General features: G+C 59.7%; 27 protein-coding genes and 1 tRNA gene. 11 read left to right on the forward strand and 17 right to left on the reverse strand.

Going from position 1 to position 26,580, the window contains the following annotated elements; translation table 11 throughout:
• Window positions 1-67 precede the first annotated feature (67 nt).
• From ACM6I7_RS23545 to ACM6I7_RS23575, 7 genes are all read right to left on the reverse strand, one after another.
• Window positions 68-796 carry a class I SAM-dependent methyltransferase gene (locus ACM6I7_RS23545; protein WP_414889379.1) on the reverse strand — a complete coding sequence of 243 codons (729 nt, stop codon included), beginning with the start codon at window positions 794-796 and terminating at the stop codon, window positions 68-70.
• 230 nt (window positions 797-1,026) lie between these two features.
• Window positions 1,027-2,286 carry a type II toxin-antitoxin system HipA family toxin gene (locus tag ACM6I7_RS23550; RefSeq protein ID WP_414889380.1) on the reverse strand — a complete coding sequence of 420 codons (1,260 nt, stop codon included), beginning with the start codon at window positions 2,284-2,286 and terminating at the stop codon, window positions 1,027-1,029.
• Window positions 2,279-2,596, reverse strand: coding sequence for a helix-turn-helix domain-containing protein (locus ACM6I7_RS23555; RefSeq protein ID WP_027614444.1), 318 nt, complete (start codon window positions 2,594-2,596; stop codon window positions 2,279-2,281). Before ACM6I7_RS23555 ends, ACM6I7_RS23550 begins: the two co-directional genes overlap by 8 nt.
• Window positions 2,597-2,883: 287 nt before the next feature.
• Window positions 2,884-2,957: transfer RNA gene (locus tag ACM6I7_RS23560), tRNA-Gly, on the reverse strand.
• A gap of 159 nt (window positions 2,958-3,116) precedes the next feature.
• Window positions 3,117-4,001, reverse strand: a complete 885-nt coding sequence (locus tag ACM6I7_RS23565; RefSeq protein ID WP_098967651.1) for an alpha/beta fold hydrolase — start codon at window positions 3,999-4,001, stop codon at window positions 3,117-3,119.
• Window positions 4,002-4,317: 316 nt separating this feature from the next.
• A complete protein-coding gene (locus ACM6I7_RS23570; RefSeq protein ID WP_150370441.1) occupies window positions 4,318-5,010 on the reverse strand; it encodes a pseudouridine synthase in 693 nt (230 codons plus the stop codon).
• 33 nt (window positions 5,011-5,043) lie between these two features.
• Entirely contained in the window at window positions 5,044-5,274 is a 231-nt protein-coding gene (locus tag ACM6I7_RS23575) for a cysteine-rich CWC family protein (protein WP_096796593.1), read from the reverse strand.
• 373 nt (window positions 5,275-5,647) lie between these two features.
• On the opposite strand from ACM6I7_RS23575, the gene ACM6I7_RS23580 reads away from it, so the two are divergent.
• Window positions 5,648-5,911, forward strand: coding sequence for a hypothetical protein (locus ACM6I7_RS23580; protein ID WP_097086661.1), 264 nt, complete (start codon window positions 5,648-5,650; stop codon window positions 5,909-5,911).
• 179 nt (window positions 5,912-6,090) lie between these two features.
• Window positions 6,091-6,489, forward strand: a complete 399-nt coding sequence (locus ACM6I7_RS23585; protein ID WP_007963255.1) for a hypothetical protein — start codon at window positions 6,091-6,093, stop codon at window positions 6,487-6,489.
• Window positions 6,490-6,555: 66 nt separating this feature from the next.
• Here the strand turns inward: ACM6I7_RS23585 and ACM6I7_RS23590 are convergent, their stop codons facing one another.
• Window positions 6,556-7,668 (reverse strand): enoyl-CoA hydratase/isomerase family protein, encoded by a 1,113-nt coding sequence (locus ACM6I7_RS23590; protein WP_150370442.1) that lies wholly within the window; start codon window positions 7,666-7,668, stop codon window positions 6,556-6,558.
• 132 nt (window positions 7,669-7,800) lie between these two features.
• Here ACM6I7_RS23590 and ung point away from each other — a divergent pair, with 132 nt between their 5' ends.
• On the forward strand, window positions 7,801-8,493 hold the full coding sequence (ung, locus tag ACM6I7_RS23595; protein ID WP_150370443.1) for a uracil-DNA glycosylase: 693 nt from the start codon (window positions 7,801-7,803) through the stop codon (window positions 8,491-8,493).
• 127 nt (window positions 8,494-8,620) lie between these two features.
• Here ung and ACM6I7_RS23600 read toward each other — a convergent pair whose 3' ends face one another.
• The 5 genes from ACM6I7_RS23600 to ACM6I7_RS23620 are packed head-to-tail and all read right to left on the reverse strand — an operon-like array spanning window position 8,621 to window position 13,990.
• Window positions 8,621-9,655, reverse strand: a complete 1,035-nt coding sequence (locus tag ACM6I7_RS23600; RefSeq protein ID WP_027614451.1) for an AbrB family transcriptional regulator — start codon at window positions 9,653-9,655, stop codon at window positions 8,621-8,623.
• The gene (locus ACM6I7_RS23605; protein ID WP_027614452.1) at window positions 9,648-11,162 is read right to left on the reverse strand and encodes a tripartite tricarboxylate transporter permease; all 1,515 of its coding nucleotides are present in this window, start codon (window positions 11,160-11,162) and stop codon (window positions 9,648-9,650) included. The genes ACM6I7_RS23600 and ACM6I7_RS23605 overlap by 8 nt, the downstream gene beginning before the upstream one ends.
• Window position 11,163: 1 nt before the next feature.
• Window positions 11,164-11,622, reverse strand: coding sequence for a tripartite tricarboxylate transporter TctB family protein (locus ACM6I7_RS23610; protein ID WP_103519697.1), 459 nt, complete (start codon window positions 11,620-11,622; stop codon window positions 11,164-11,166).
• 58 nt (window positions 11,623-11,680) lie between these two features.
• Window positions 11,681-12,658, reverse strand: a complete 978-nt coding sequence (locus ACM6I7_RS23615) for a Bug family tripartite tricarboxylate transporter substrate binding protein (RefSeq protein WP_027614454.1) — start codon at window positions 12,656-12,658, stop codon at window positions 11,681-11,683.
• A 39-nt stretch (window positions 12,659-12,697) separates the two neighbouring features.
• Complete coding sequence (locus ACM6I7_RS23620) at window positions 12,698-13,990, reverse strand: OprD family porin (RefSeq protein ID WP_027614455.1); 1,293 nt, start codon at window positions 13,988-13,990, stop codon at window positions 12,698-12,700.
• Window positions 13,991-14,226: 236 nt separating this feature from the next.
• Between ACM6I7_RS23620 and ACM6I7_RS23625 the strand changes: the two genes are divergently transcribed.
• The gene (locus ACM6I7_RS23625) at window positions 14,227-14,898 is read left to right on the forward strand and encodes a response regulator (protein WP_003222545.1); all 672 of its coding nucleotides are present in this window, start codon (window positions 14,227-14,229) and stop codon (window positions 14,896-14,898) included.
• The gene (locus ACM6I7_RS23630; RefSeq protein WP_027614456.1) at window positions 14,891-16,276 is read left to right on the forward strand and encodes a sensor histidine kinase; all 1,386 of its coding nucleotides are present in this window, start codon (window positions 14,891-14,893) and stop codon (window positions 16,274-16,276) included. Before ACM6I7_RS23625 ends, ACM6I7_RS23630 begins: the two co-directional genes overlap by 8 nt.
• Window positions 16,277-16,393: 117 nt before the next feature.
• Here ACM6I7_RS23630 and ACM6I7_RS23635 read toward each other — a convergent pair whose 3' ends face one another.
• Complete coding sequence (locus tag ACM6I7_RS23635; protein WP_027614457.1) at window positions 16,394-17,215, reverse strand: HDOD domain-containing protein; 822 nt, start codon at window positions 17,213-17,215, stop codon at window positions 16,394-16,396.
• A 35-nt stretch (window positions 17,216-17,250) separates the two neighbouring features.
• Entirely contained in the window at window positions 17,251-18,192 is a 942-nt protein-coding gene (locus tag ACM6I7_RS23640; RefSeq protein WP_414889381.1) for a YgfZ/GcvT domain-containing protein, read from the reverse strand.
• A 150-nt stretch (window positions 18,193-18,342) separates the two neighbouring features.
• On the opposite strand from ACM6I7_RS23640, the gene ACM6I7_RS23645 reads away from it, so the two are divergent.
• The gene (locus ACM6I7_RS23645; RefSeq protein ID WP_003222550.1) at window positions 18,343-18,597 is read left to right on the forward strand and encodes a succinate dehydrogenase assembly factor 2; all 255 of its coding nucleotides are present in this window, start codon (window positions 18,343-18,345) and stop codon (window positions 18,595-18,597) included.
• On the forward strand, window positions 18,581-19,033 hold the full coding sequence (locus tag ACM6I7_RS23650) for a protein YgfX (protein ID WP_414889382.1): 453 nt from the start codon (window positions 18,581-18,583) through the stop codon (window positions 19,031-19,033). The genes ACM6I7_RS23645 and ACM6I7_RS23650 overlap by 17 nt, the downstream gene beginning before the upstream one ends.
• On the opposite strand, the gene nadB is transcribed toward ACM6I7_RS23650, so the two are convergent.
• Window positions 19,002-20,618 (reverse strand): L-aspartate oxidase, encoded by a 1,617-nt coding sequence (gene nadB / locus ACM6I7_RS23655; protein ID WP_414889383.1) that lies wholly within the window; start codon window positions 20,616-20,618, stop codon window positions 19,002-19,004. The genes ACM6I7_RS23650 and nadB overlap by 32 nt on opposite strands.
• A gap of 558 nt (window positions 20,619-21,176) precedes the next feature.
• Between nadB and rpoE the strand changes: the two genes are divergently transcribed.
• From rpoE to ACM6I7_RS23675, 4 genes are all read left to right on the forward strand, one after another.
• A complete protein-coding gene (rpoE, locus tag ACM6I7_RS23660; RefSeq protein ID WP_003172477.1) occupies window positions 21,177-21,758 on the forward strand; it encodes an RNA polymerase sigma factor RpoE in 582 nt (193 codons plus the stop codon).
• 30 nt (window positions 21,759-21,788) lie between these two features.
• Window positions 21,789-22,376: a sigma-E factor negative regulatory protein gene (locus ACM6I7_RS23665; RefSeq protein WP_414889384.1), complete on the forward strand. Its 588-nt coding sequence runs from the start codon at window positions 21,789-21,791 to the stop codon at window positions 22,374-22,376.
• An 8-nt stretch (window positions 22,377-22,384) separates the two neighbouring features.
• Window positions 22,385-23,347: a MucB/RseB C-terminal domain-containing protein gene (locus tag ACM6I7_RS23670; protein ID WP_414889385.1), complete on the forward strand. Its 963-nt coding sequence runs from the start codon at window positions 22,385-22,387 to the stop codon at window positions 23,345-23,347.
• Window positions 23,348-23,557: 210 nt separating this feature from the next.
• On the forward strand, window positions 23,558-24,988 hold the full coding sequence (locus ACM6I7_RS23675) for a DegQ family serine endoprotease (RefSeq protein WP_027614462.1): 1,431 nt from the start codon (window positions 23,558-23,560) through the stop codon (window positions 24,986-24,988).
• 79 nt (window positions 24,989-25,067) lie between these two features.
• Here ACM6I7_RS23675 and ACM6I7_RS23680 read toward each other — a convergent pair whose 3' ends face one another.
• A complete protein-coding gene (locus ACM6I7_RS23680) occupies window positions 25,068-26,501 on the reverse strand; it encodes a M48 family metalloprotease (RefSeq protein ID WP_007963277.1) in 1,434 nt (477 codons plus the stop codon).
• Window positions 26,502-26,580: the final 79 nt, after the last annotated feature.

Here is a 26,580-nt window from a genome sequence, read left to right on the forward strand (position 1 = left end):
TTTAAGCGGTTGCTACGCAACCATCGGGGATAAATCCCCTCACCACATATTGTTTGCTCAGATCAGATTAGCGCTGCACCGCCACCAACAACATCATCGGCCGCTCCCGCTCTTCAGCCAGCGCTGGTCGCGCCGCCACCTCCGCATCGCTCGGCCCCCATTCATTGACATGGCGAATGGCAAAGCCCGCCGTGATCAACGAATTCAACAGCGTGCCCATCGTGCGGTGCTGCTTGATCACCCCGTCGGCCAGCCAGTGGGTCACCCGCTCGCCCTCCATCTGATAGCTGTCCAGCGGCCAGCGCTTGTGGCCATCGCTGTCGACCAGCCAGCCTGGATTGCGCGGGGCCATGAAGATCGGGTGCTCGATGGAGAGCACAAAATGCGAACCCGGTTTCAACGCCGCGTACAGATGAGCGAACAGTCCAGCCAGATCCTTGATGTAGTGCAGCGCCAGCGAACTGTAGGCCAGATCGAAACTGCAGGTCGGCAGGTCGATGTGTTCAAGATCGGCGCGTTCATAGCGGATGTTCGCCGCCGCAGTGGTTTCACGCGCGCGCTCCAGCATCTTTTCCGAGACATCCAGCCCCAGCACATTGGCGGCGCCGTGCTCACTGGCCCAGCGGCTGAACCAGCCATAGCCGCAGCCGAGGTCGACCACGTTCAAGTCGTGCATCGATGGCAGCAACGCCTTGAGCGCCGGCCACTCCGGCGCGGCATCGAGGCCGCCGATTGAACGGTTCATCTGGCTGTAACCGTGAAAAAGTTTGGGGTCGTCGTAAATGTTTTGCGTCATGGGGGAAGTGCTCTTTTGAGTTCGGTCATCAGCGGCACAGAGGCCGCGCCATGGAGTCCCTCGAAAGTCAAAACGCGTATTCGTCGATGGCCGCGCAGGGGGAGGGTGGTGGGTGATGGGAAAATGCTAGCGGGTCGTGGGGAAGGTGAGAACCGTCGGTGTGTTGTGGATCTGTAATGTCGAAAAAATCTTCAGGGTTTCAAAAAGTGTGATCTGCAAGAAATATGCAGTCATCGCAACAGCGTGATGTTGTGATCAATTCGACTTTGAATGGTACGCAGGGTTTCCTGAGTGATCACGCCAGGATAGAGATCATTTGCCATAGTCGAGAATTGGCCGGATACGTCGCAAAAACGCTCAATGATAACTGCTGCCTCATAGGCACCAACCTCCGCTTCTTCTGCCAGTTCAAGCATGGCTTTTCGGTCGATTTCCAGCGCTTCGCCCATCACATCCATCTGGTGATAACCACCCGGCCCCTCGCAAAAGGTCACATCGTAGGCCGGCGCTAATTTCCAATCGCCAGTTCGCGACATGGTGTAGGCGAAGTTCTTGGGATGATCATCCCGGTTGTGGAACGCAACGTTGAAAACAGCACGCTCGAACGCCCGTGCTTTTTCACGGACATCATTGGTACATCTTTGGGTCGCGCGCAGGAAGTTGACGTAGTCCAAGGCCCCCGGAGATCGAAAATCTGCACCGGTAAAGGCAGCGAGACTTTGCATGGGGACGCGCAGCCCTTCCTGTCGATCAAAGCGCTTGCTGGCGAAGGCAGCCATTCCGTCTGACAGACTGAAGTATTGCGTGTCTGGTGTTTGAATGCCGCAGAGGCGCAAGCACTCGGCATAGACCATTTCGATAGCGCACACTTCGGGGTGTTCGTGCTGGGCCGGGAACTTCACCAGCCATGCTTCAAAATCCGGAGTGGCGGCAGTGGTGAACGTCCCGGTATCAGGATCGCGATAGACCAGAGCTTTTGGTCTGGCACCTTGCGGAGATCCTCCCACCAGCAACAACTTCTGAAGAAGCTCACCCCCTTCACCTTTGAGCACTTGCTGCACTTCGGCTGCAAGCAATTCAATGGGAACATGCATCTGCGGTTCTAGCACCTCAGGCGCCACAGGCTTGAACGACATGGCGCCCATGGCATTGTTGCCAATGTAGGCCAGTCGCTCCAAGGGGCCGATGCGTGCGGGATTCAGGCCGCGACGTTTGAATAGACGATCCATCAGCAGCATGCCCCAACCGTCGGGCAGCGAGTCATAGACGGGGCCTGGCAATCCCAACTGATGTTGCGGGAAATCCCGGCTTAATTTTGCGCCTTGTAAAGGAAGTTTCAGGGACGAAAGTTCGAGTCCTCTTTTTTTCGCTTCGTCGCTGTACTCAAACACGACCAGCGGCCGACCGGTCAGAGCTGTGGTGGAAGCCAGCGTGCCCCACTGCCAATGTTCACCCCAGCCTTCGTAGTAGACGTCCACTCGCTCAAGCATTTTCGGATTTCCTTTTGATGCGTTGACGCTTGGCGCTGTTTTCGTAGCGCAGGATGTCGTCCAGAGTTTCAAGCTTTGGCAGGAACAGATTTTCGAGTTCCTTGCTGCGTCCAAGTACCATGGCGACGCGCACCAGATTTTCGAAGCCCACATTACGCCCGGCCTCAAGATTGGATACCGTGTTGGTTCCGATGCCGGCACGTGCGGCCACATCTGCTTGTGTCATCTCCAGAGCGAGTCGATCAGTGCGCAGGCGTTCACAGATCCGCTTGACGATCTCACTTGGCTTGCTAAGGCTCAAATCCAACATAATGGGTCTTACACCTCAAAAGCTACTTTAAACCCGGTAATTCTGGATTTATCCAGGAAATTGTCATCCATGCGTTATTCCTGTTTATTGTGGCTTATCTTTTAAAAATCGCAATAACCCACAGAAAAATGGAATTATTCAAATTTGGTTGAGGAGAGGTCCGAATCAGGAGAATCATCATTCATGGTGCCTTCCCACAAAATCCCGGACACAAAAAAACCGGCCCTGTAGGCCGGTTTTTCTGTTCCTGCATCCCCCGTCATAACACGACGTGAGACCTGAATGAGTGGAGCGGGTAGAGGGAATCGAACCCTCAACTAAAGCTTGGGAAGCTTTCGTTTTGCCACTAAACTATACCCGCTCAGAGCGGCTGACTTTGTACCAGAGTCGGGCGCAGATTTGAAGTTTTTCTTTTGCTCGCAGCGCGTTACAGCATTGAAAACGGTCATTCGCGGGCAAATCTGCAGGGCAATCAATGCTGGTTTTTCAGCCCCACAGACTCGCTCGCGACGACGCTTTTTCAAATGGCCAATGCATGGTGATCCTGGACGAACGCGTAGCGCGTTCGGCTCGACTGCGGTGAGGGTTTCAGGAAACCCAGCAGGGCGTTCTGGCTATCGCGGCATGCAGCCTTGTGCTCCATGTCGAGGAAGTGGCCGGTGGCCTGCAGCGTGGTGAAGGTGCTGTGCGCCACATGGTTGCCGAATATCCGGGCGTCTTCGGCGGCGGTGTATTCATCCCATTCGCCGTTGAGAAACAGCACCGGCACGTTGATCTTTTTCGCCGCATTCAAATAGCACTGGCGATCGCTGTGCAGCACGTCACTGATGTGGAAGTGCATCTGCCCGTATTCGTGTTCGGCCAGGCTGCTGACGTGGCGATAGTTGAAGCGCTTGAACAGTGACGGCAGGTGTTTGCCGATAGTGCTGTTGACCAGGTGCCCGACGCGGTCGCCATCGCGCTGGCCGAGGTAATCGACACCGCGCTCCAGGTAATCAAGCATGTGTGCGTTGATCACCGGCGAGAACGAGCTGATCACGGCTTTCTCGATACGCCGCGGCTGATGGGCCAGGGCAACCAGGGTGGCTGCGCCGCCCCAGGAAAACGACAGCACGTGTTCGGCGCCGAAGTGGTCGATCAGCTCCAGCAGGATCTGCCCTTCGACTTCCTTGGTCAGATGTTTCTCGTGACGGTTGTGGATTTTCGACCGGCCCGCGTAGGGCTGGTCGTAGCAAACCACGTTGAATTGCGGGTGCAGGTTTTTCACAGTCTGTGCAAACGACGCAGTCGTGGCCATCGAGCCGTTGACCAGGATGATGGTCTTTTCTGCGGCGTCTGCGCGATAGAACTCCGTGTAAACCCGATACTGACCCTGTATATCCAGCACAGCGATTTCTGGCCTCATGTCATAAGACTCCTGGCAAGCAAGCGGGTATGCGCGCAAATAGAGATTGCACGAGCTTTGTGACAGGTAGGCATACGCCTGGAATTTGCTTGGCCCATGTCGATCCATGACTGCGGTCGACGGGTGTTGTTATTGGCGGGCAGTCTGCCGGCTGAGGCGCAACCCAAGGGGCTGACGACCGGCAAAAAGTTTCTTGGAAGTATGTGGTGACTCATCGGTCACAATTTGGCCGACGTCCTGATTCAAGCAGTGGGATGGGGATCGCGCAAGTGCCGTTGGTAAATTGTTCGACAACTTCTGCTGAGCGGTCGCCGGCTTAGAACAAATGGATCTCTTCGGTGCGCAAAGCGCGGTACTCGCCCGGTTTTAGCGCGTTATCCAGCGACAGCGGGCCCATGGATTCGCGATGCAAGCACAAGACTTTGTTGTTGAAGTGACCAAACATGCGCTTCACCTGATGGTAGCGACCCTCGACGATGCTCAGACGCGCCGCTCTTGGGCCGAGCACTTCGAGTTGCGCCGGTTGCGTGGTCAGGTTTTCAAAGGCGAAGTAGATGCCATCGGCAAACGTCAGCGCGTATTGCGGCCCGATCTCCTGTTCGGTCTCGACGTAATAGACCTTCGGCAGTTTGGTCTGCGGTTGGGTCAGGCGTCGCGACCAGCTGCCATCGTTGGTGATCAGCATCAGCCCGGTGGTGTTGAAGTCGAGGCGACCGGCGATGTGCAGGTCGTCTTTGTCCGGTTCATCGATCAGATCAAGCACGGTCGGGTGCTGCGGATCGCGAGTGGCACTGACGCACCCCGGCGGCTTGTGCAGCATGAAGTAGCGTGCCGGTTTGCCGAGTTGCAGGACTTCTTCGTCGACTTCGACGCGGCTGAACTCCAGCACTTCGCTGTGCGGGTCGCTGACGACTTTTCCGTCGATCCGCACGCGCTTTTCCACCAGCAACAGGCGAACCTGCTGACGGTTATAGCGGGGCAGGTTGCTGAGGAAACGGTCGACGCGCATGGTCAGGAATCGGCGGATAAAGGGGCGCGTATCTTACGGGATCGGCCGCGCCGCTGCTTGCAGTTGCGCCTCGACCTGCGCGCAGCGCGGGCACAGACAGGATTGATTGCGCAGCGCTGCGGGCAAGGCTTCAAGCACTGCCGGATCGATGCTCACGCCAAAGCACCAGCAGGCCTGGTCGGCAGTGCGCGGGTCGGCCAGGGTGCAGTCGTTGCGCGCGCCACAGGCCGGGCAGAGGTCGGGTTTGATGTCGGAATCAGGCATAGGACGAGTAAGGCATTTCCACGCAATTGCGGTTACGACCAGTTTGTCTGGCCTGCTACATCGCATGATCGGCCCGAGACAGCAGGGTATGCAAGGTGTCATCAGCATGTACGGTGGTGGCACCGATGTATTCCTGGACATTACGCAGGCTAACTGTGGGAGCGAGCCTGCTCGCGAAAGCGGTGGGTCGGCCAACGTAAATGTCGTCTGACACTCCTTCTTCGCGAGCAGGCTCGCTCCCACAGGGGGGCAGTGTGACTGACACCGCTGATCTGAAGCTTTTCCGCGCCCGGCACTTGCCCCAGACATGACAGTCAAAAACTGTGTCGGCTGCGCTGTCCTGCTGCGGCCGTGGGTCTTTCAGGAGGCCGTCATGGGTATTTCAAAACTGTTAAGTCGAGTGCTGCTGGGAGCGGTGCTCGGTTCAGGCCTGTCCGGGTGTTACTACTATGCCGGTCCCTACGATGCTTATCCTGCCACGTCTTATTATCCCGGCTACTACTCGCCCTATTACTACGGCGGATATTACGGACCGCGTTACTACGGCGGTGCTCATTATTACTACGGCGGCTACGGCTATCGCGGCGGTTACGGACGCGGTTATCACGGCGGCGGCTATCACGGTGGGCACCACTGATCAGCGGCTGAATGACAGTGTTTTCCAAATGAACAGGATTTCATCAATCACATGTTTCAACTTGTTACGGAAGCGCACCAGATTCGGAAAACGCTGTCAGATGTTTCGTCAGTCACCGAATAAACGACTGATGCCTGCCAGCGTCGCTGGTGTGGCTACCCGCGGTCCAGGAGGCCGCCATGTATCGACGAATTCTTCTACTTGCTGCGATGATGTTTTCCGTTGCCGGTTGCGCTCCCTACTCCTACGCAGACAGTTATTACAGCTCGGAGGTCTACACCTCACCCGCTCCGGCTTACTACAACACTGGCGGCACCTATTACAGCGGTGGCAGCACCTATTACTCGGCCCCGCGCTACTATCAGGCGGCCCCGCGTTACTACCAACCGGCTCCGCGTTACTACTCGGCGCCACGCTACTACCAACCAGCGCCGCGCTACTACGAGAGCCGCCGCTGGCACGACAACGATCGCGGGCGCTGGGACGGGCACCGCGGTGGTGGTTGGGATCGTGACCGTGGCGGCCGTGATCATCACGGTAACCGCGGTGACCACGGCGGGCGAGGCGGTCGCTGGTAATCATCCGCAAACAAAAAAGCGGCGCATTGAGCGCCGCTTTTTTTGTGCCTGCGATTTACCGGGCGTTCAGTATTGCGTCAGATCCGCCAACGGATGCCGACCTTCCCAGACCTTGTGAAAATGCGCCTCGACCACCGCATCCGGAACATTGCTGATATCCGGCCAATGCCAGTGCGGCTTCTGATCCTTGTCGATCAATCGCGCCCGCACCCCTTCGCTGAATTCCGGGTGCCTGCAGCAGTTGAGGCTCAGGGTGTATTCCATCTGAAACACTTCAGCCAGCGACAGATAGCGGGCGCGGAGGATCTGTTCCCAGACCAGATGCGCGGTCAGCGGCGAGCCTTCGCTCAGGGTTTTCGCGGCGCGGGCGATCAGCGGGTCGCTGCTGTCGCGTTGCAGGCTGATGGCTTTCCAGGCACAGGTGACGTCGCTGACGTCGAGCAGTTCGTCGATCCGCTGACGGCGGGGTAACCACTGCGCCTCGGGCATCTGCCCGACGGCTTCCTGTTGCAGGGCCTTGAACAGACTGTTGAGCTGCATGTCGGTCTGTTCCTGCCAGTTGAGTTGCAGCAGGCCTTCGATCAGCTGCGGTTGCTGCTCTTCAAGCAGGAAACGGTCGGCCAGATCCAGATCGATCGCATCGCGGCCATTCATATGTGCACCCGTCAGACCGAGGAACAAGCCGAGCTTGCCCGGCAACCGTGACAAAAACCAACTGGCCCCGACGTCCGGATACAGACCGATGGTGATCTCCGGCATCGCCAGGCGACTGCTCGGCGTGACGATCCGCGTGCTGGCGCCTTGCAACAGGCCCATGCCGCCGCCGAGCACGTAACCGTGGCCCCAGCAGATCAGCGGTTTGGGGTAGGTGTGCAGGCTGTAGTCCAGGCGATATTCGGCGGCGAAAAACTGCGCAGCGAGTGGCGGGACTTCGCCGGGATGGGCGCGACAGGCCTCCACCAGGCTGCGCACTTCGCCGCCGGCGCAGAACGCCTTGGCGCCGTTGCCGCGCAGCAGCACGCAGACGATTTGTGGATCCTTGGCCCAGGCGTTCAGTTTGTCGCTCAGCGCATTGATCATCGGCAAGGACAGCGCGTTGAGCGACTTTTCAGCATCCAGGCTGGCGATCCCGAGGCGGGCGCCGTCGGTGCCGGTGAGTTCTTCGAAGTGCAGATTCATCGTGACCTCGATCGGGAAATTGAGCGTTCAGTATGATCGCTGTGTGGGAAAGTGCCGGATCTGTGTCAGATCAATTGACAAGCGTGGTCGGCTTTCCTAGGGTTCGCCCCATTGTTTTTGCCGGGTATGACCATGACTGCTGACGACCGTATCAAACTCGAACCGAGCTGGAAGGAGGCACTGCGTGCTGAATTCGACCAGCCTTATATGGCAGAGTTGCGCAATTTTCTGCAGCAGGAGCGGGCGGCCGGCAAGGAAATCTATCCGCCGGGACCGCTGATTTTCAATGCGCTGAATTCGACGCCGCTGGATAAAGTCAAAGTGGTGATCCTCGGCCAGGACCCGTATCACGGCCCGGGCCAGGCCCATGGTTTGTGCTTCTCGGTGCAACCGGGCGTGCCGGCGCCGCCGTCGCTGGTCAACATCTATAAAGAGTTGAAGCGCGACTTGAACATCGACATTCCCGACCACGGCTACCTGCAGAGCTGGGCCGATCAGGGCGTGCTGATGCTCAACACCACCATGACCGTCGAGCGGGCCAATGCCAACGCGCATAAGGACAAGGGCTGGCAGTTCTTCACCGACCGGATTATTGAGGTGGTCAGCGAACGCCAGCCGCATCTGGTGTTCATGCTGTGGGGCGCGCATGCGCAGAGCAAGCAGAAGCTGATCGATGCGACCAAGCACCTGGTGCTGACCTCGGTGCATCCGTCGCCGCTATCGGCTTATCGGGGCTTCCTCGGTTGCGGGCATTTCAGCCGGACCAACAAGTTTCTCGAGCAAAATGGCGAAGCGCCAATTGAGTGGCGTCTGCCGCCGATTTGATGGGTTGAATGGGCGGGCCCCTTCGCGAGCAGGCTCGCTCCCACAGGTTCCTGTGGTTGCCACAGATTGTGTGAACACCTCAAAACCCTGTGGGAGCGAGCCTGCTCGCGAAAAGGGCGGCGCGGTATTACTCGGGATTACGGTTCCAGTACTTGAACAACGGCTCCGCCAGAAACAGTACAAACAGCAGCCGCATCACCTGCATCGCCGTCACTAGCGGCACCGACAGTTGCAGGGTCTCCGCCGTCAGACTCATCTCGGCAATCCCCCCGGGCATCATGCCCAACGTCAGCGAACGCAGATCCAGATGGGTCAGCGCACTCAAACCCAGCGCGGCCAATGTGGCGATCAACATGGTCAGCGCCGTGCCGATCAGCGTACGGCCCATGAATGACGGCGCGCGGCGGAAGAACTGACGATTGAAGTGACAGCCCAGGCCGCTGCCGATCAGCCACTGGCCGATCTGGCTGCCGCCGTCCGGCAGGCCGATGTGCAAATCCCAGGCAATGCTCACCGTGGCACTGACCAGCAGCGGCCCGAACAGCCACGGATTGGGCTGACGCAAACGCTGCCAGAGCCAGGCGAGCAGGGCGCCCGTGGGAAACAGAATCGCCAGCCAGCGCCAATCTACGTTGCCGGCGTGGGAAATCGGTGTGCCGTCGCCCAGCAGATACTTGAACGCGGCCGGCACGCACAGCACCACCACCAGCACCCGCAGACTCTGCCCCGCGGCGACATGGCTGAGCAGCGCGCCATTGCGCGCGCCGAGGTTGACCATCTCCCCGGAGCCGCCGGGCATGCTTGAGAAAAACGCCGTGGCGCGATCTTCGCCGGTGCGGCGCATCAACCACACTCCGACCACCGCCGACAGGCTGGTGACCAGCGCACCGAAGAAGATCAATCCGAAATGACTCAGCACCTGCTCCATCACCAACGGGGTGAAGTGCAGGCCGATGCCGATGCCGACAATCCATTGGCCGCATTTACGCCCGCCGGGGATTTCCGTGAGTTGCCACGGGGTCAGGCAGCGCACGAGGATGATCGCCAGTAACGAGCCAACCATCCATGGCAGTGGCCAGCCGATCTGGCTGGCGATGAAACCGCCAAGCAGACCGACCAGCGGGGTAGCCCACCAGCTTCTGAGGGAAGACCGATCAGACATCGGCGATGGCGCGTTGCGCCGCCGAACGCTTGCGCCAGATGCGCAGCAGCGGCATCAGCAACATGATCGCGGTCAGGATCCACACGCCGAAAGTGATCGGGCTCGACCAGAGGATTTCCAGCGCACCGTTGGAAATCGACAGCGCACGACGTAGGTTCTGCTCCATCAGCCCGCCGAGAATGAACCCCAGAAGCACCGGCGACAACGGGAAATCCAGTTTGCGCAGGATGTAACCGAAGATGCCGATGCCGACCATCAGGAACAAGTCGAAGGTGGTCGCATGCACGGCGTAGACGCCGATCCCGGTGATGATCGCGATCACCGGCACCAGTGCCCAGTTCGGCACGGCGAGGATGCGGGTGAAGATGCGGATCATCGGGATGTTGAGGATCACCAGCATGATGTTGGCGATGAACAACGACGCGATCAGGCCCCAGACGATGTCCGGTTGCTGTTGGAACAGCAGCGGCCCCGGGGTGATGTTGTACAGCGACAACGCGCCGATCATCACGGCGGTGGTGCCCGAACCGGGTACGCCGAGGGTCAGCATCGGCACCAGCGCGCCACACGCCGAAGCACCGATTGCGGTCTCCGGAGCAGCGAGGCCACGGGCGTCACCCTGACCGAATTTGCCGCCGGCACCGGCGATGCGTTTTTCGGTCATGTAGGCCACGGCACTGGCGAGCGTTGCGCCGGCACCCGGCAACACGCCCATGATGAAACCCAGCAGGCCGCAACGGATGTTCACCACGAACACCGACGCCGCTTCCTTGAAGTTGAACATCATGCGTCCGGTGGCTTTCACCGCTTCCTGGCCACGATGGGTTTTTTCCAGCAGCAGGAGGATTTCACTGACCGAGAACAGACCCAGTACCAGCACCACGAACTGGATGCCGTCGGTCAGGTGAATGTTGTCGCCAGTGAAACGGTACACACCGCTGTTGGCGTCGATGCCCACGGTCGACAGAAACAGCCCGATCAGCGCCGCAATAAAAGTCTTCAGCGGTCGATCACCGGCCATGCCGCCAAGGCAGACAATCGCGAACACCATCAACACGAAGTATTCCGCCGGACCGAAGGCAATCGCCCATTTCGCCAGCAGCGGGGCGAACAGCACCATGCCGCAGGTGGCGATGAACGCACCGATGAACGAACTCCATGCCGACAGCGACAGGGCGACACCGGCCAGACCCTGACGCGCCATCGGATAGCCGTCGAGGGTGGTCATCACGGTGGAGGCTTCGCCCGGAATGTTCAGCAGGATTGAGCTGATCCGCCCGCCGTATTCGCAGCCCAGATACACCGCCGCCAGCAGAATCAGCGCCGACTCCGGTGGCAGGCCGAGGGCGAAGGCGATCGGGATCAGCAGGGCCACGCCATTGATCGGACCCAGGCCCGGCAACAGCCCGACCACGGTGCCGATCAGCGTGCCGGTCAAGGCCGTGACCAGGTTGTACGGGCTCAGCGCGACGCCGAAGCCCTGACCCAAATAACCGAGAGTATCCATATCAGTTCTCCAGAACGTCGAGCAGGCCCAGAGGCAGTGGAACGTCCATCAGACGGTCGAACAGCAGGTACAGACCGATGGCCATCAACGTTGTCACCACAATGCTCGGTAGCCAGCGACCGCCATACAGGCGCGCCATCGGGATGCCGATCAGGATGCTGCTGAGGATGAAGCCCAGCGGTTCGAACAGGCCGGCGAAGACCAGCAGCAACAGCACGCAGATGCCGATCTTGGTCAGGGTCTGGCGATCCAGCGGTGGCTCGTCTTCGCTGTGTTTGATCGGTGCCGGGCGGAACACCATGTACAGCAGCGCCACGCCCATCAGGCCGAGCATCAGCAGAGGAAAGGCGCGCGGGCCGACCGGTTCGTAAGAAAAAGCCGCTTGATACGGCCACGCCATCAGCGCCAGGCCGACGCAGGCCAGCAATAGCACCGAGGCGAAAATGCGTTGTAAGAGCATGGGAAACTCCTGTGCCGAGGCCTCGATGCGCGAGGCCGCAGCCGCTAGACAGAGACGATCACTGAATCAGGCCGAACTCTTTGGCCAGCACTTTGTAGTCCGCGACCTGCTTCTTCACGTAGGTGTCCAGCTCCGGGCCGGTCATGGCGAACGGAAACAGTTCACGCTGATCGCGCAGCTTGGCGAACTCATCGGAGGCCAGCAGTTTGTCGAAGGCGTCTTTCCACCAGGCGTAGTCTTCGTCGCTGACTTTTGGCCCAAGGTAGAAACCACGCACCACCGGCCAGACGATGTCGTAGCCCTGCTCGCGCGCGGTCGGGATGTCTTTCATTTCCGGCTCGTCGATGCGCTTGTCGGCGAACACTGCGAGCAGACGCATGTCACCGCTCTGGATGTGCGGCATGGAGTCGGAGATGTCGGTACTGCCGACCTGGATGTGACCGCCGAGCAGCGCGGTGGCGATTTCGCCGCCACCTTCGAGGGCGACATAACGCAGGTCACGCGGGTTGATCCCGGCAGCCTTGGCGATCAGTGCGGTCTGCATCCAGTCTTGGCTGCCGACCGTGCCGCCGGAACCGATGACCACGGAGCTCGGATCTTTCTTCAGGGCTTTGACCAGATCGTCGAGGGTCTTGTAGGGCGAATCGCTCTTCACCGCGATGGCGCCGTAACTGGTGCCGACGGCGGCCAGCCAGCGCACGTTGGTCTCGTCGAAACGACCGAACTTGCCTTGCGCGAGGTTCAGCAACGAACCGCTGGACCAGGCCACCAGCGTGCCGGCATCGGCCGGGCGCTGGGCGACGACCGCGTTGTACGCCACTGCGCCGACACCGCCGGGCATGTAGGTCACGCGCATCGGTTTGGTCAGCAGTTTTTCGTTGACCAGCGCGCTCTGCGCCAGTTTGCAGGTCAGGTCGAAACCTCCGCCGGGGGAAGCCGGGGCGATGCATTCCGGACGTTTCGGTTCGGCCATCAATTGGCCGGCGAACAGCATGACGCCAGCGGCCAGAGCAACTTTACGCAGTGATAAGTTCATCTATGTCTCCTTGGGAGTTGTTGTTATGGACGTACTGAATTACCAAAGGGCAACGCTATAGCTCACCAGCAGACGCACTTCATCGGCATCGCGAGCGGAGTAGTTGGAACGGTAGGTGGCATTACGCAGGCGTACGGCAACGTCCTTCAGGGCGCCGCTTTGTACTACATATTTGATCTCGGTGTTGCGCTCCCACTCTTTGCCTTCTTCGCCATTCTTGAGCTTGATGTTGTCACCGCTCAGGTAACGGCTCATGAACGACAGGCCGGGGATGCCGAGGCGGGCAAAGTCGAAGTCGTAACGCGCCTGCCAGGAGCGTTCTTCGGCGCCGGCGAAGTCGTTGATCTGCACGAAGTTGACCAGGTACGGGTCGCTGCCATCGACATAGGGGAACGCGCTGTCGCCGGACATGTGCTGATAACCGGCGCTGAACTTGTGGCCGCTCAGGGCGTAGCTGACCAGACCGTTGAGCGAGCGGTTGTCGATCTCGCCACCACGGGCCGCGCCCTGATCGTCACTGACCGCAAAGCGCAGGTCGGTGGCGAAGGTGCCCGGGCCCATCGGCCGCGAGGCGACCAGACCGAAGAAGTGCTGGTTATAGACTTCGTCGAGTTGGGCGAAGTGGTAACTGCCGGTGATCTTGTCGGTGAACTTGTAGTCCACGCCGGCAAAATCGAAATGCTTGCCGGCCACGGTACCCGCGAAGCGGCTGTTCTTGTTGTTGAGGGCGATGTCCTCGAAATCGGTGCTGTCGCGATCCTTGGCTTTCTCCAGACGCCCACCGGTGAAGGTCAGGTTCTTGAGCTCTTTGGAGGTCAGCAAACCACCTTCGAACGTCTGCGGCAGGATGCGCCCGTCATTCGGTTTGAGGATCGGCAGTTCGGGAATCAGGCTGCCGATTTTCAGTTCGGTGGCAGAGATTTTCACTTTGCCGGTCAGGCCGACTTTCGAGTATTCGTTCGCCGCGCGCCCGTCATCGTGGGTCGGCAACAGGCCGGTGCCGGTACGATCCGGGCTCGAATCAAGTTTGACCCCGAGCATGCCCAGCGCATCGACACCGAAGCCCACGGTGCCGTCGGTGTAACCCGATTGCAGGTTGAGCATGAAACCCTGCGCCCATTCATCACGCTTGCTTTGCTGGGCACTGGTGCCGTCGCGAAAGTCGCGGTTGAAGTACATGTTGCGGGTTTCGAAGGTGGCGGAACTGTCTTTGATGAAGTCGGCGTAGCTCAACGGTGAGAAACCGGCGAGGGCAGCGGTGCTGGCTAGGGTGGCGTGGCGCAAACGAGAAGGACGAACAGGCGTAGAAGCCTTGGTCTGCAAGGACGGCATGCGGGTGTACTCCGTTTATTGTTCTTATTGGTCGAAAACGCTTCGAGGCGTTTTTCGTATCGCTGTGTGGCAGCAGCGACGGCAGTCGAAACTGTCCGTGACCGGACTCTAACGGGCTAACCTTTCACTAACCTTTCAGCTGGATTTCGCGGGTTTCGGGCTTCACAGCGGCGGTTGCGGCTGTAAACTCCGCGGCAAAGAGTGGCGTCGGCCATCCCTGAATGAGGTAGAGATCCATGCGTGTTCTGCTCGTCGAAGACCATTTGCAACTGGCCGAAAGTGTCGCCCAGGCGCTCAAGAGCACCGGTCTGACCGTGGACGTGTTGCACGATGGCGTGGCCGCCGATCTGGCGCTGGGCAGCGAGGAATACGCGATGGCGATCCTCGATGTCGGCCTGCCGCGCATGGACGGTTTCGAGGTGCTGGCGCGCCTGCGCGCACGTGGCAAGAACCTGCCGGTGTTGATGCTGACAGCGCGCAGCGATGTGAAGGACCGCGTACACGGCTTGAATCTCGGCGCTGACGATTACCTGGCCAAACCGTTCGAACTGACCGAGCTCGAAGCCCGGGTCAAAGCCCTGTTGCGGCGCAGTGTGCTCGGTGGCGAGCGTCAGCAGCGCTGCGGCGTGCTGGCCTACGATCTCGACACCCGGCGCTTCAGTCTCGGCGAAGAACTGCTGACCCTGACCTCTCGCGAACAGGCAGTGCTCGAAGCGTTGATCGCCCGCCCGGGACGAGTGATGAGCAAGGAGCAACTGGCGGCACAGGTGTTCGGTCTCGACGAAGAAGCCAGCCCCGATGCCATCGAAATCTACGTGCATCGTCTGCGCAAGAAACTCGACGGCCAACCGGTGGCGATCGTGACCTTCCGTGGCCTCGGTTACCTGCTGGAAAGTCGCGATGCATAAGCCCAGCAGCCTGCGTTGGCGGTTGCTGTGGAACCTCGCGTTGTTGCTGGTGGTGTTGATGCTCGCCAGTGGTCTGAGCGCGTACTGGAACGGGCGCGAAGCCGCCGACACCGCCTACGACCGCACCCTGCTGGCCTCGGCGCGGACCATCGCCGCCGGCCTGTCGCAGCGCGACGGCACCCTCAGCGCCGACGTGCCCTACGTGGCGCTGGACACCTTCGCTTACGACAGCGCCGGGCGGATTTACTACCAGGTCAACGACATCCATCAGAAGCTGATTTCCGGCTACGAAAACCTGCCCGGACCACCACCCGGTACGCCGAGAACCGACGATTATCCAGCGCTCGCGCGCTTCTATAACGCGACCTATCGCGGGCAGAACGTGCGCGTGGTCAGCCTGCTCAAAGCGGTCACCGAACCGAACATGAACGGCATGGCGGAAATCCGCGTCGCCGAAACCGACGAGGCGCGGGTCAGCATGGCCCGCAGTCTGGCGGCCGATACGCTGCTGCGTCTGGGCATGCTCGCGATCGGCGCCTTGTTGCTGGTGTGGTTTGCGGTGAGTGCCGCGCTGCGCCCGCTGGAGCGTTTGCGCACGGCGGTGGAGGAGCGTCAGCCCGATGATTTACGGCCACTGCCGCTGGTGGAAGTGCAACATGAATTGTGGCCGCTGGTGCGCGCGCTCAATCACTTCACCGAACGCTTGCGCGGGCAGTTCGAGCGGCAGGCGCAGTTCATCGCCGATGCCGCCCACGAACTGCGCACGCCACTGGCGGCGTTGAAGGCGCGGCTGGAACTTGGGCTGCGTTCGACTGAAGCGGAAACCTGGCGCACAACCCTGGAATCCTCTGCGCAAAGCACTGATCGCCTGACCCATCTGGCCAATCAACTGCTGTCGCTGGCGCGGGTGGAAAACGGTGCCCGGGCGATTGCCGAGGGCGGCGCGCAACTGCTCGATCTGAGTCAGTTGGCTCGCGAGCTGGGCATGGCCATGGCGCCGTTGGCTCATGCACGCGGGGTCGCGCTGGCTCTGGAGGCGGATGAGCCGGTGTGGCTGCGCGGTGAGCCGACGTTGCTCAATGAGCTGCTGAGCAATCTGGTGGACAACGCACTGGCGCATACGCCACCGGGCGGCAACGTGATTCTGCGGGTCGCGGCGCCGGCGGTGCTTGAGGTTGAAGATGACGGGCCGGGGATTCCGCTGGAAGAGCGTGATCGGGTGTTTGAACGCTTCTATCGGCGCAATCAGCAGGTTGCGGGCTCAGGGTTGGGGCTGGCGATCGTCGGAGAGATCTGCCGGGCGCATCTGGCGCAGATCACCTTGCACGATGGCGAGCAGGCCGGTTTGAAGGTCCGGGTGAGTTTTATTGCCGGATAAATGTGGTTTTGGTGCGGGCCTCTTCGCGAGCAAGCCCGCTCCCACAGGGAATCCACGCCGTACACAAATCCCCTGTGGGAGCGGGCTTGCTCGCGAAGGCCGCGCCGCGGTTCCGGATCAGTAAAACATCGTCCGCGATTCTTCCAGATCCGCGCACAACTCCTTGTTCTCCGGATCGATCCCAAGCTTCCTGAACGCCGGCACGCTGAGCGGGTCAATCCGCGCAATCGGATGATCGCTGTCCTTGTGACAATACAGACTCGCCACCTGCACCAGATCGACGTAATCAAGGTGTGCCGAGTCGCGTTTGAAATCCAGATACAGTCCCGGCAACGCCACCAGTTGCTCGGGAAATTCCCAGACCCGCAACAGCTTGTCGCCCAGCAGCGGGTGAATGTGGTCGATCACATGGTTGAGGCTGACCGGGTCTGACAGCAGTTCGTAGTGATCTTCGGCATAGGTCAGAATCGGCAGTACGCCGATCTGATGCACCAGCCCGCCCAACGCCGCCTGATCAGGTTTGAGTTGGGTGTGCCGACGGCACAGGGCGTAGCTGACGCCGGCGATCTCCAGGCTCTTGCGCCAGACTTCGCGCATCTTCTGTTCGACCACCTCGGAGCGGGCGTGGAAGATCTGTTCCATCACCAGCCCGATCGCCAAGTTGCTGCTGTAGTTCACCCCCAGTCGGGTGATTGCGGTGTGCAGGTCGGTGACTTCCTGGGTCGCGCGCAGCAACGGGCTGTTGACCACTTTGATCAGGCGCGCCGACAGCGCCGTGTCGCGGCCAATCACTTTGCTCAGGTCGCTGACACTGATCTCCGGGTCTTCGGCGGCCTTGCGAATTTGCAGGGCCACTTCCGGTAACGTTGGCAGAACCAGGTCATCGTTATCGATGGCCTCAACCAAATCCTGTTGGACCTTATCCGCCAGCTCGCTCATGTAGATTCTCTAGGGTGTTGCAACAAAAGCTGCGATCAGCGCTGGATTTCGCGGTCGCGATCCAGTTCGTAGGGCAGGTCGAGCAAATGCAGGGCTGGCCCTTCGAGGTCGCCCAGGTGCAGATTACCCGCTTCGGCAGCTTCGGCCTGCAACACCGCCAACAGTTCAATCTTTTCTGCGGCGCGGGCGGCAATCACCACTTCGCCGATGGCGCTGCTGTGGCTTGGGGCGAACAGCGGGGTGCCCGGCTCTGGCAGTTCAGTCGCGTCAAGTTCTACGCGATAGAGGCGACGCTTGAGCTTGCCCAAGTACTGCATGCGCGCGACGATTTCCTGGCCGGTGTAGCAACCTTTCTTGAAACTCACGCCACCGACGGCCTGCAGGTTGAGCATCTGCGGGATGAACAACTCGCGGGTGGTCGGCATGACCTGACCGATACCGGCGCGAATCTGCCCCAGCAGCCATTGGTTCAATTTGCCTTCAGGCAGGGCGGTGGCCAACTTGGCTTTGATGGCATCGGCTTGATCGGCCGGTACCCAGAGTTCGGCGCGATCCGGCGAGACGCGAATCGCGATCAGGCCTGCGTTGCGCACCACGCCGTCGGTTTCGCCTGGCAGGTTCAGACCCAGGCTGGCCAACGCGGCGTCGCCGTGCTCCAGGCCAAAACGCACCCAGGCGGCGCTTTCGTCGGTCAATTTGGATTTGGAGAACACCGCGTACTTTTTCAGATCCGCCAGTTGCGGCTCCAGCAGTTCACTGGCCATTGCCAGCAGCACGCCGTCACCTTCGAGCAGAATGCGGAAGCTCGACTGCATCCGGCCTTTTTGCGTGCAGCGCGCGCCCAGGCTGGCCTGGCTGTCGCTGAGGTAATTGATGTTGCAGGTCAATTGGCCTTGCAGGAATTTGCCGGCATCCACGCCGCGAACCGCGAGTACGCCTTCATGAGACAGGGTGCAGAAAAAAGCAGAATCGGCCATGGGTCATCGCAGGGTAAAAAAGTCTGGGGCACATCATAAGGGCGCGTTGTTGAAATGGGTAGTTGATAAAGGATCGGTGGTGCCCGACCAAAGCCGACTGTGCGACCCGCGCCGGGGCTGTATACTGCGCGCCTATTTGAGGAGGGCTCCATGGTCGAACAAGTTGAACTCAATCGCCTCTTCTGGCACAGCCGCCGCGGCATGCTGGAACTTGACGTGCTGTTGGTGCCGTTCGTGAAAGAGGTTTATCCGCACCTCAACCAGGTCGATCGCGACTTGTATGTCCGTCTGCTGACCTGTGAGGATCAGGACATGTTCGGCTGGTTCATGGAGCGCAGTGAGTCCGAAGACCCTGAGCTGCAGCGCATGGTCCGGATGATCCTGGACCGTGTTCAGCCCAAGTAATACGTTCGAATGCCGCTGGCATGCCTCTCGGCAGTTGCTGGCGGCGTATCTGTTGACCCAGGTGTTCGCGCTGGGTGTGTTGTTTCTCCTGTCGATTCCACTCTGGGCCTGTCTGCTCGGGGCTTTCGCCTGTCTGCTGCACGCCGTGTGGGTGTTGCCACGGCAGATTCTGCTGACGCATCCGCAGGCTTTTTGCCGATTGCGCCGCGATGCCGATGGCTGGCAATTGTGGAATCAGGCGGGCGGCTGGCAAGCAGTCCAGCTGCGCCCTGACAGCCTGGCGTTGCCGTTGATCGTGGTGCTGCGCTTTCGTTTGCGCGGGGAGCGGCGGGTGCGCTCGATCTGTGTACCGCGAGACTCGCAGGCAGCGGATGTGCACCGACGCCTGCGAGTGCGGCTCAAGTTCAGCCGGCGTAGGTGGGCGGCACCAGAATAGTGTCGAGCGCCTCGGGCAGCAGGTTCGGGTAGTCGAGGGTGTAATGCAGACCGCGACTTTCCTTGCGCTCCATGGCTGAGCAGATCATCAGTTCGGCGACTTGCGCCAGATTGCGTAGCTCGATCAGGTCGCGGCTGACTTTATAGTTACTGTAGAACTCGTCGATCTCGTCCAGCAACAGACGCACGCGGTGCTGCGCTCGTTGCAAGCGCTTGTTGGTGCGCACGATGCCGACGTAGTCCCACATGAAGCGGCGCAGCTCGTCCCAGTTGTGGGCGATGATCACGTCTTCGTCGGAATCGGTCACCTGGCTGGCGTCCCACTCGGGCAGGGCGATTGGCGCGGTGACCTCATCCAATTGTGCAAGGATGTCCGCTGCCGCCGAGCGGGCATAAACGAAGCATTCGAGCAGCGAGTTGCTGGCCATGCGGTTGGCCCCGTGCAGGCCGGTGAAGCTGGTTTCGCCGATGGCGTACAGCCCCGGCACGTCGGTACGACCATGCTGATCGACCATTACTCCACCACAGGTGTAGTGCGCCGCCGGCACGACCGGGATCGGCTGTTTGGTGATGTCGATGCCGAAACCCAGGCAACGTTCGTAGACGGTCGGGAAGTGGTTTTTGATGAAGGCTTCAGGCTTGTGGCTGATGTCGAGATAGACGCAGTCGACGCCCAGGCGCTTCATTTCATGGTCGATGGCGCGGGCGACGATGTCGCGTGGCGCCAGTTCGGCACGTTTGTCGAAGCGCGGCATGAACCGTTCGCCGTTGGGCAGCTTCAGGTGCGCGCCTTCGCCACGCAAGGCTTCAGTGATCAGGAAACTCTTGGCCTGCGGGTGATACAGGCACGTAGGGTGGAACTGGTTGAATTCCAGGTTCGCCACTCGGCAGCCCGAGCGCCAGGCCATGGCGATGCCGTCACCGCAAGCGCCGTCGGGGTTACTGGTATAGAGGTAGACCTTGGCGGCGCCGCCGGACGCGAGGATCACGAAGCGTGCGCCGTAGGTGTCGACTTCGCCGGTCGCGCGATTCAGCACATAGGCGCCGAGGCAGCGCTCGCCATTCATGCCCAGACGGCGTTCGGTGATCAGATCAACGGCAACTCGCTGCTCCAGCAGTTCGATGTTGCTGCGCTCTCTGGCCTGGGCGAGGAGGGTGGTGAAAATCGCTGCGCCGGTTGCGTCGGCGGCATGGATGATGCGCCGATGGCTGTGGCCGCCTTCGCGAGTCAGGTGGAATTCGAAACCGCCGTCTTCGGTGCCGGACTGTTCGTCGCGGGTGAACGGCACCCCCTGGTCGATCAGCCACTGGATGGCTTCGCGGCTGTGCTCGACGGTAAAACGCACCGCGTCTTCATGGCACAGACCACCGCCGGCATTCAGGGTGTCGTCGACGTGGGATTCGACAGTATCGGTATCGTCCAGCACGGCAGCGACGCCGCCCTGGGCCCAATAAGTCGAGCCGTTGGCCAGATCACCTTTGCTCAATACGGCAATGCGCAAATGACCCGGCAGGGTCAGCGCGAGACTCAAACCGGCAGCGCCGCTGCCAATGACCAGAACATCGTGTTGAAACTGTTGGCTCATTTCAGGATTCCGCTCAAAGCGACCCGGATCGGGGTTGGCGCAAGACAGCTGGATCGGCGAGTCAAGACAGCCACACAGCCCACTAGTATATAGAGGGGTGGAGCGGCACAATAGCCGAGCTCGTATGGCATTGTGAAACTACTGTGTCGACAAAAGCTTGACGTTTCGTCGGACGTTTTTTTCTGTCGTTTTGGGAAAAGGCGACTGTATCGAGGATGAAACAGGCTTTTTCAGCACGCGGTTGCTCAATGTCGCTTCAGCACGGCTATAAATAATTGGAACTTTTGCCAGAGGCCCAAGATCAATAGTCAGTTGCCAGAAGCACGGGACAGTGTCGGCTTCAATGCAGAACCTGCGATTGGGTTTTTGCCGGCGAACCGATGACAAGATTATTCGCGCAGCCGGTTTATCCCGCGCTGCGTTTTTCGTGCGTGCCAAATCAGAGCCCGCAGGAAACTTGCCTGGAGGGGGAGAACTTTTGCGAAAAGCCCGAGTCTATGTTTGCAAGTCTGGTCGTTTAGTTATGCAAGCCTCCTCCATGCTTATCGAGGAGTGTTCATGCTAACCCAGGAAGAGGATCAGCAGCTGGTCGAGCGCGTTCAGCGTGGCGACAAGCGAGCTTTCGATCTGCTGGTGCTGAAATATCAGCACAAAATTCTCGGGTTGATCGTGCGTTTCGTGCACGACACCCATGAAGCCCAGGATGTGGCTCAGGAAGCCTTTATCAAGGCCTATCGAGCGCTAGGAAACTTTCGCGGAGACAGCGCGTTCTATACGTGGCTTTACCGCATTGCCATCAACACGGCAAAGAACTATCTGGTTTCACGCGGCCGCCGGCCGCCGGATAGCGATGTAAGTTCTGAAGACGCAGAGTTCTACGACGGCGATCACGGCCTGAAGGATCTCGAATCGCCGGAACGCGCGTTGCTGCGGGATGAGATCGAAGGCACCGTCCATCGAACCATTCAGCAACTGCCAGAGGATTTACGTACGGCTTTAACTTTACGTGAATTCGATGGTCTGAGTTACGAGGACATTGCGAGCGTCATGCAGTGTCCGGTGGGTACCGTGCGCTCCCGGATTTTCCGCGCCCGGGAGGCCATCGATAAAGCCCTGCAGCCGTTGTTGCAGGAAAACTGAGACAGCGGCGACAGCCAAGAGAGGAACGCCATGAGTCGTGAAGCCCTGCAGGAATCGCTGTCCGCAGTGATGGATAACGAAGCGGACGAACTGGAATTGCGTCGAGTGATCAATGCACTGGACGATGTTGAAACCCGTGAGACCTGGGCTCGTTATCAGATCGCTCGGGCAGCCATGCACAAGGATCTGCTGCTTCCGCGTCTGGACATTGCTGCGGCAGTTTCTGCTGCGCTGGAAGACGAAACGGCTCCAGCCAAAGTATCCCGCGGCCCTTGGCGCAACCTGGGTCGTCTGGCCGTTGCGGCTTCGGTGACCGTTGCGGTACTGGCTGGTGTGCGCCTGTACAACCAGGACGAAATCGCTGGCGTCGAACTGGCCCAGCAGTCCAATCAGCCTTCGCTGGTTGCGCCGCAGGTCAAAGGCCCGGCTGTTCTGGCAGGCTACAAGGAAAGCTCGGAAACTACCGGTCCGATGGCCAACAGCGTCCTGCAAGGTCAGCCAGGCTGGCACGATCAGCGTCTGCCAGGCTATCTGCGTCAGCATGCCCAGCAAGCTGCGTTGAAAGGTACTGAAAGCGCTCTGCCTTATGCGCGTGCAGCAAGCATGGAAAACCGTTAAGGAGGATCATGCGCGCCATACCTCTACTTTCGCTTCTGCTTAGCGGCTGGTTCATTGTTCCAGCCCATGCCGACGAGGCCCAGGACTGGCTGATCCGCCTGGGTCAGGCGGAGCAGCAGCAAAGCTTCCAAGGCACTTTCGTATACGAGCGTAACGGTAGTTTTTCTACCCACAATATCTGGCATCGTGTCCAGAACGGTCAGGTCCGCGAGCGTTTGCTTCAGCTCGACGGCTCGGCTCAGGAAGTCGTGCGTGTTGATGGGCATACTCAATGCGTCAGCGGCACTCTGATTGCGGGGTTGGGAGACTCTCCCAACTCGACCGCTCTTTCGCTTGATCCCCAAAAGCTGAAAAACTGGTATGAGCTTGCCGTCATCGGCAAGTCGCGCGTGGCCGGGCGTGATGCGGTCATTGTATCGCTGACGCCCCGCGACCAGCATCGTTATGGTTTCGAGCTGCATCTGGATAAACAGACCGGTTTGCCACTGAAGTCGTTGTTGCTCAACGACAAGGGGCAGCTACTCGAGCGTTTCCAGTTCACCAGCCTCGATACCGCTGATGTCCCGTCGGACAAAGATCTGCAAGCTGGCACCGAGTGCAAGGCCGTCACTATTGATAGTGACAAGGCCTCTGCCGTGAAAACGGCTCAGGTCTGGCATTCCGACTGGCTGCCTCCGGGTTTTGTGCTGACCAGCAGCACTTCACACAAAGATTCTGAAACCAAGACTCAAGTCAGTAGCCTGATGTATGACGACGGGCTGGCACGGTTTTCGGTATTTCTTGAGCCGTTGAACGGTGCAACAGTGACCGATACCCGCACGCAGTTGGGGCCAACTGTCGCTGTTTCCCGCCGCCTCACTACGCCTGAGGGCGAGATGATGGTGACGGTGGTCGGCGAAATTCCAATCGGCACGGCCGAGAGGATTGCCCTTTCGATGCGCAACGATGGCGCTGCAACCAGCAAGCAGTGAGCTGATTTCAGTCATTTCCACTTCTTCTTCGAGACGTAGATGAAATGTTTGCTCAGCATTTTCATTTGCAAATCACCCGAAAGTTTTTTATAGGTCAGAGCCTCACGGCTCTGGCCTTGTCTGTTGTTCCCGGAACAAAAATACCGGCCCGCGGTTCCCGGTGTTCCTTGCTCCATATCGCTTAACCCTGCTCGTCGTAACGGGAGCTGTATGTCGATACTTAGCTTGAAGTCTTATCTCTCCATTTTCGCCACCGTGCTGGTGCTGGGTCAGGCTGTCCCCGCTGTCCAGGCGGCCGACCTGCCGGATTTCACCCAACTGGTTGAACAGGCCTCGCCTGCAGTGGTGAACATCAGCACCACGCAGAAGCTGCCGGACCGCAAGGTGAACCAGCAGATGCCTGACCTGGAAGGCTTGCCGCCGATGTTGCGCGAGTTCTTCGAGCGTGGCATGCCGCCTCAGCAGCGTTCGCCGCGCGGCGATCGTCAGCGTGAAGCGCAATCGCTCGGTTCGGGCTTCATCATTTCCTCCGATGGCTACATCCTGACCAATAATCATGTGATTGCCGATGCCGACGAAATCCTCGTGCGTCTGGCTGATCGCAGTGAAATGAAAGCCAAGCTGATCGGTACTGACCCACGTTCCGACGTGGCCCTGCTGAAAATCGATGGCAAGGATCTGCCGGTGCTCAAGCTCGGCAAGTCCCAGGACCTGAAGGCGGGTCAGTGGGTCGTGGCGATCGGTTCGCCGTTCGGCTTTGACCACACCGTGACCCAAGGTATTGTCAGCGCCGTCGGCCGTAGCCTGCCGAACGAAAACTACGTGCCGTTCATCCAGACCGACGTGCCAATCAACCCGGGTAACTCCGGTGGCCCGCTGTTCAACCTGAACGGTGAAGTGGTCGGGATCAACTCACAGATCTACACCCGTTCCGGTGGCTTCATGGGTGTGTCGTTCGCCATTCCGATCGACGTGGCGATGGACGTTTCCAATCAGCTGAAAAGCGGTGGCAAAGTCAGCCGCGGCTGGCTGGGCGTGGTCATCCAGGAAGTGAACAAGGATCTGGCCGAGTCGTTCGGTCTTGATAAGCCGGCCGGTGCGCTGGTTGCGCAGATTCAGGATGACGGTCCGGCAGCCAAGGGTGGCCTGCAAGTGGGCGACGTGATCCTGAGCATGAACGGTCAGCCGATCGTCATGTCCGCCGACCTGCCACACTTGGTCGGTGCGCTGAAAGCGGGCGCCAAGGCCAGCCTCGAAGTGATCCGTGACGGCAAGCGCAAGAATGTCGAGTTGACTGTCGGCGCGATTCCGGATGAGGACAAAGAGCTGGCTGCACTGCCGAAGTCGGGTGCGGAAAGCAGCAGCAACCGCCTCGGCGTTTCGGTGGCGGAACTGACCGCTGAGCAGAAGAAAACCTACGACCTCAAGGGCGGAGTGGTGATCAAGGAAGTTCAGGACGGTCCTGCGGCTTTGATCGGTCTGCAACCGGGTGACGTGATTACTCACCTGAACAACCAGGCCATCGGCTCCACCAAGGAGTTCACCGAGATCGCCAAGGCGCTGCCGAAGAATCGTTCGGTGTCGATGCGCGTTCTGCGTGAAGGTCGTGCGAGCTTCATCACCTTCAAACTGGCTGAATAACCCGGTTGCGGTGAAATAAAAACCGCCTCGAAAGAGGCGGTTTTTTTATGCCTGAAATTTTTATGTCGCTGATGAAAACTCAGCCCATCATGTCCTTGATCATGCGCTCCTGCTCCATCAGCTCGCGCTGGCGTGCATCGATCCGCGAGGATAGCGGGAAGTTGCTGCCCGCCTTGCGCTTGGCAAAATCAAGCTGCTGGATCGCCTGACGATAATCGCCGACCAGCGCGAAGTACTCGGCGCGGGCCTGGTGCAGACCAATGATGTTGCCGGACAGACCACGGGTTTCGGCGACCTGATACCACACGTCCGGATCGTTCGGACGGGATTTGAGCAAGCTGTCGAGGGCTTTCTCGGCGTCGGCGGTGCGATTCTGTTTCAGCAACAGATCGACCCGAACCTGATTCAGTGGGTAGTTGCCCGGATATTGCGTGAGCATGCGGTCAACCCGCGTTTGCGCATCCGGCAGGCGGTTGTTGGTAATGTCCAGGTCGATCTGCGCGAGGTTGTAGATGATCTCGTTGGGTGACTTGGCCAGCAGCTGTTTGAGATTCTCCCTGGCTTCGTTGAGCTGGCCGCCCTTGATCTGAGCGATCGCCAGGCCGTAGCGCGCCACGTCGTTCTTCGGGTTCTCGTCCAGTTGTGCACGAAAGCGCTTGGCGCCCAGTCCCGGGGTTTCTTCGTAGATCAGCTGTACGCGGGCGCGGATCAACTGATAGCGCATGCTGTCTTCAATGCCGCCCGCTGGCGCTTGTTCTGCGCGGTTACGGGTGTCGGCGATACGCGATTCGGTCACCGGGTGAGTCAGCAGAAATTCTGGCGGCTTGGCGTCGAAGCGGTATTGGCGCATCAGACGTTCGAACATGGTCGGCATCGAGCGCGGGTCGTATCCGGCCTTTTCCAGGTTGAGGATGCCGATACGGTCGGCTTCCTGCTCGTTTTGGCGCGAGAAGGTACGCTGCGACTGAATGGCTGCGGCCTGAGTACCGGCGATGGTCGCGATCCCGGCATCACCGCCACCGGCGGCGGCAATCACGATCCCCGCGAGCAGCGCCGCCATCATCGGTACCTGCATCCGCTGCGAAGCTTCGACGCCGCGCGCGAAGTGGCGTTGCGACAAGTGAGCCAGTTCGTGGGCCAGTACCGAGGCGTATTCGCCTTCAGTCTGCGCGTTGAGGAACAGGCCACCGTTGACCCCGACCACGCCACCCGGCGCCGCGAAAGCGTTGAGTTGCGGGCTGTTGATCAGAATGAATTCCAGGCGACGATCGGTCACCTGGCTGGTTTCCACCAGCTTGTAGACGCTGGATTCGACGTAGTCTTTGAGCTGCGGATCGTTGAGCTGTGCAACTTGACTGCGCAACATGGCCAGCCAGGCGCGGCCCAACTGGTATTCCTGTTGCGGAGAGACAATGGCAGAACTGGCGTCGCCAAGTGACGGCAGATCGTCGGCAAAGCCCGGTGAGGCGAGCAGGCAAGCGAGCGTCAGCAGGGTAGGGCGCAGAAATGTCATGCACAAAGCCTTAGAAGACAAAGACCTTACTGTAGCCGGACACCGGGCTTGCGACCAGATATTCTAGGCGCCTCAACCA

Source organism: Pseudomonas sp. IT-93MI4, from assembly GCF_949767635.1.
GTDB classification, from domain to species: domain Bacteria; phylum Pseudomonadota; class Gammaproteobacteria; order Pseudomonadales; family Pseudomonadaceae; genus Aquipseudomonas; species Aquipseudomonas putida_A.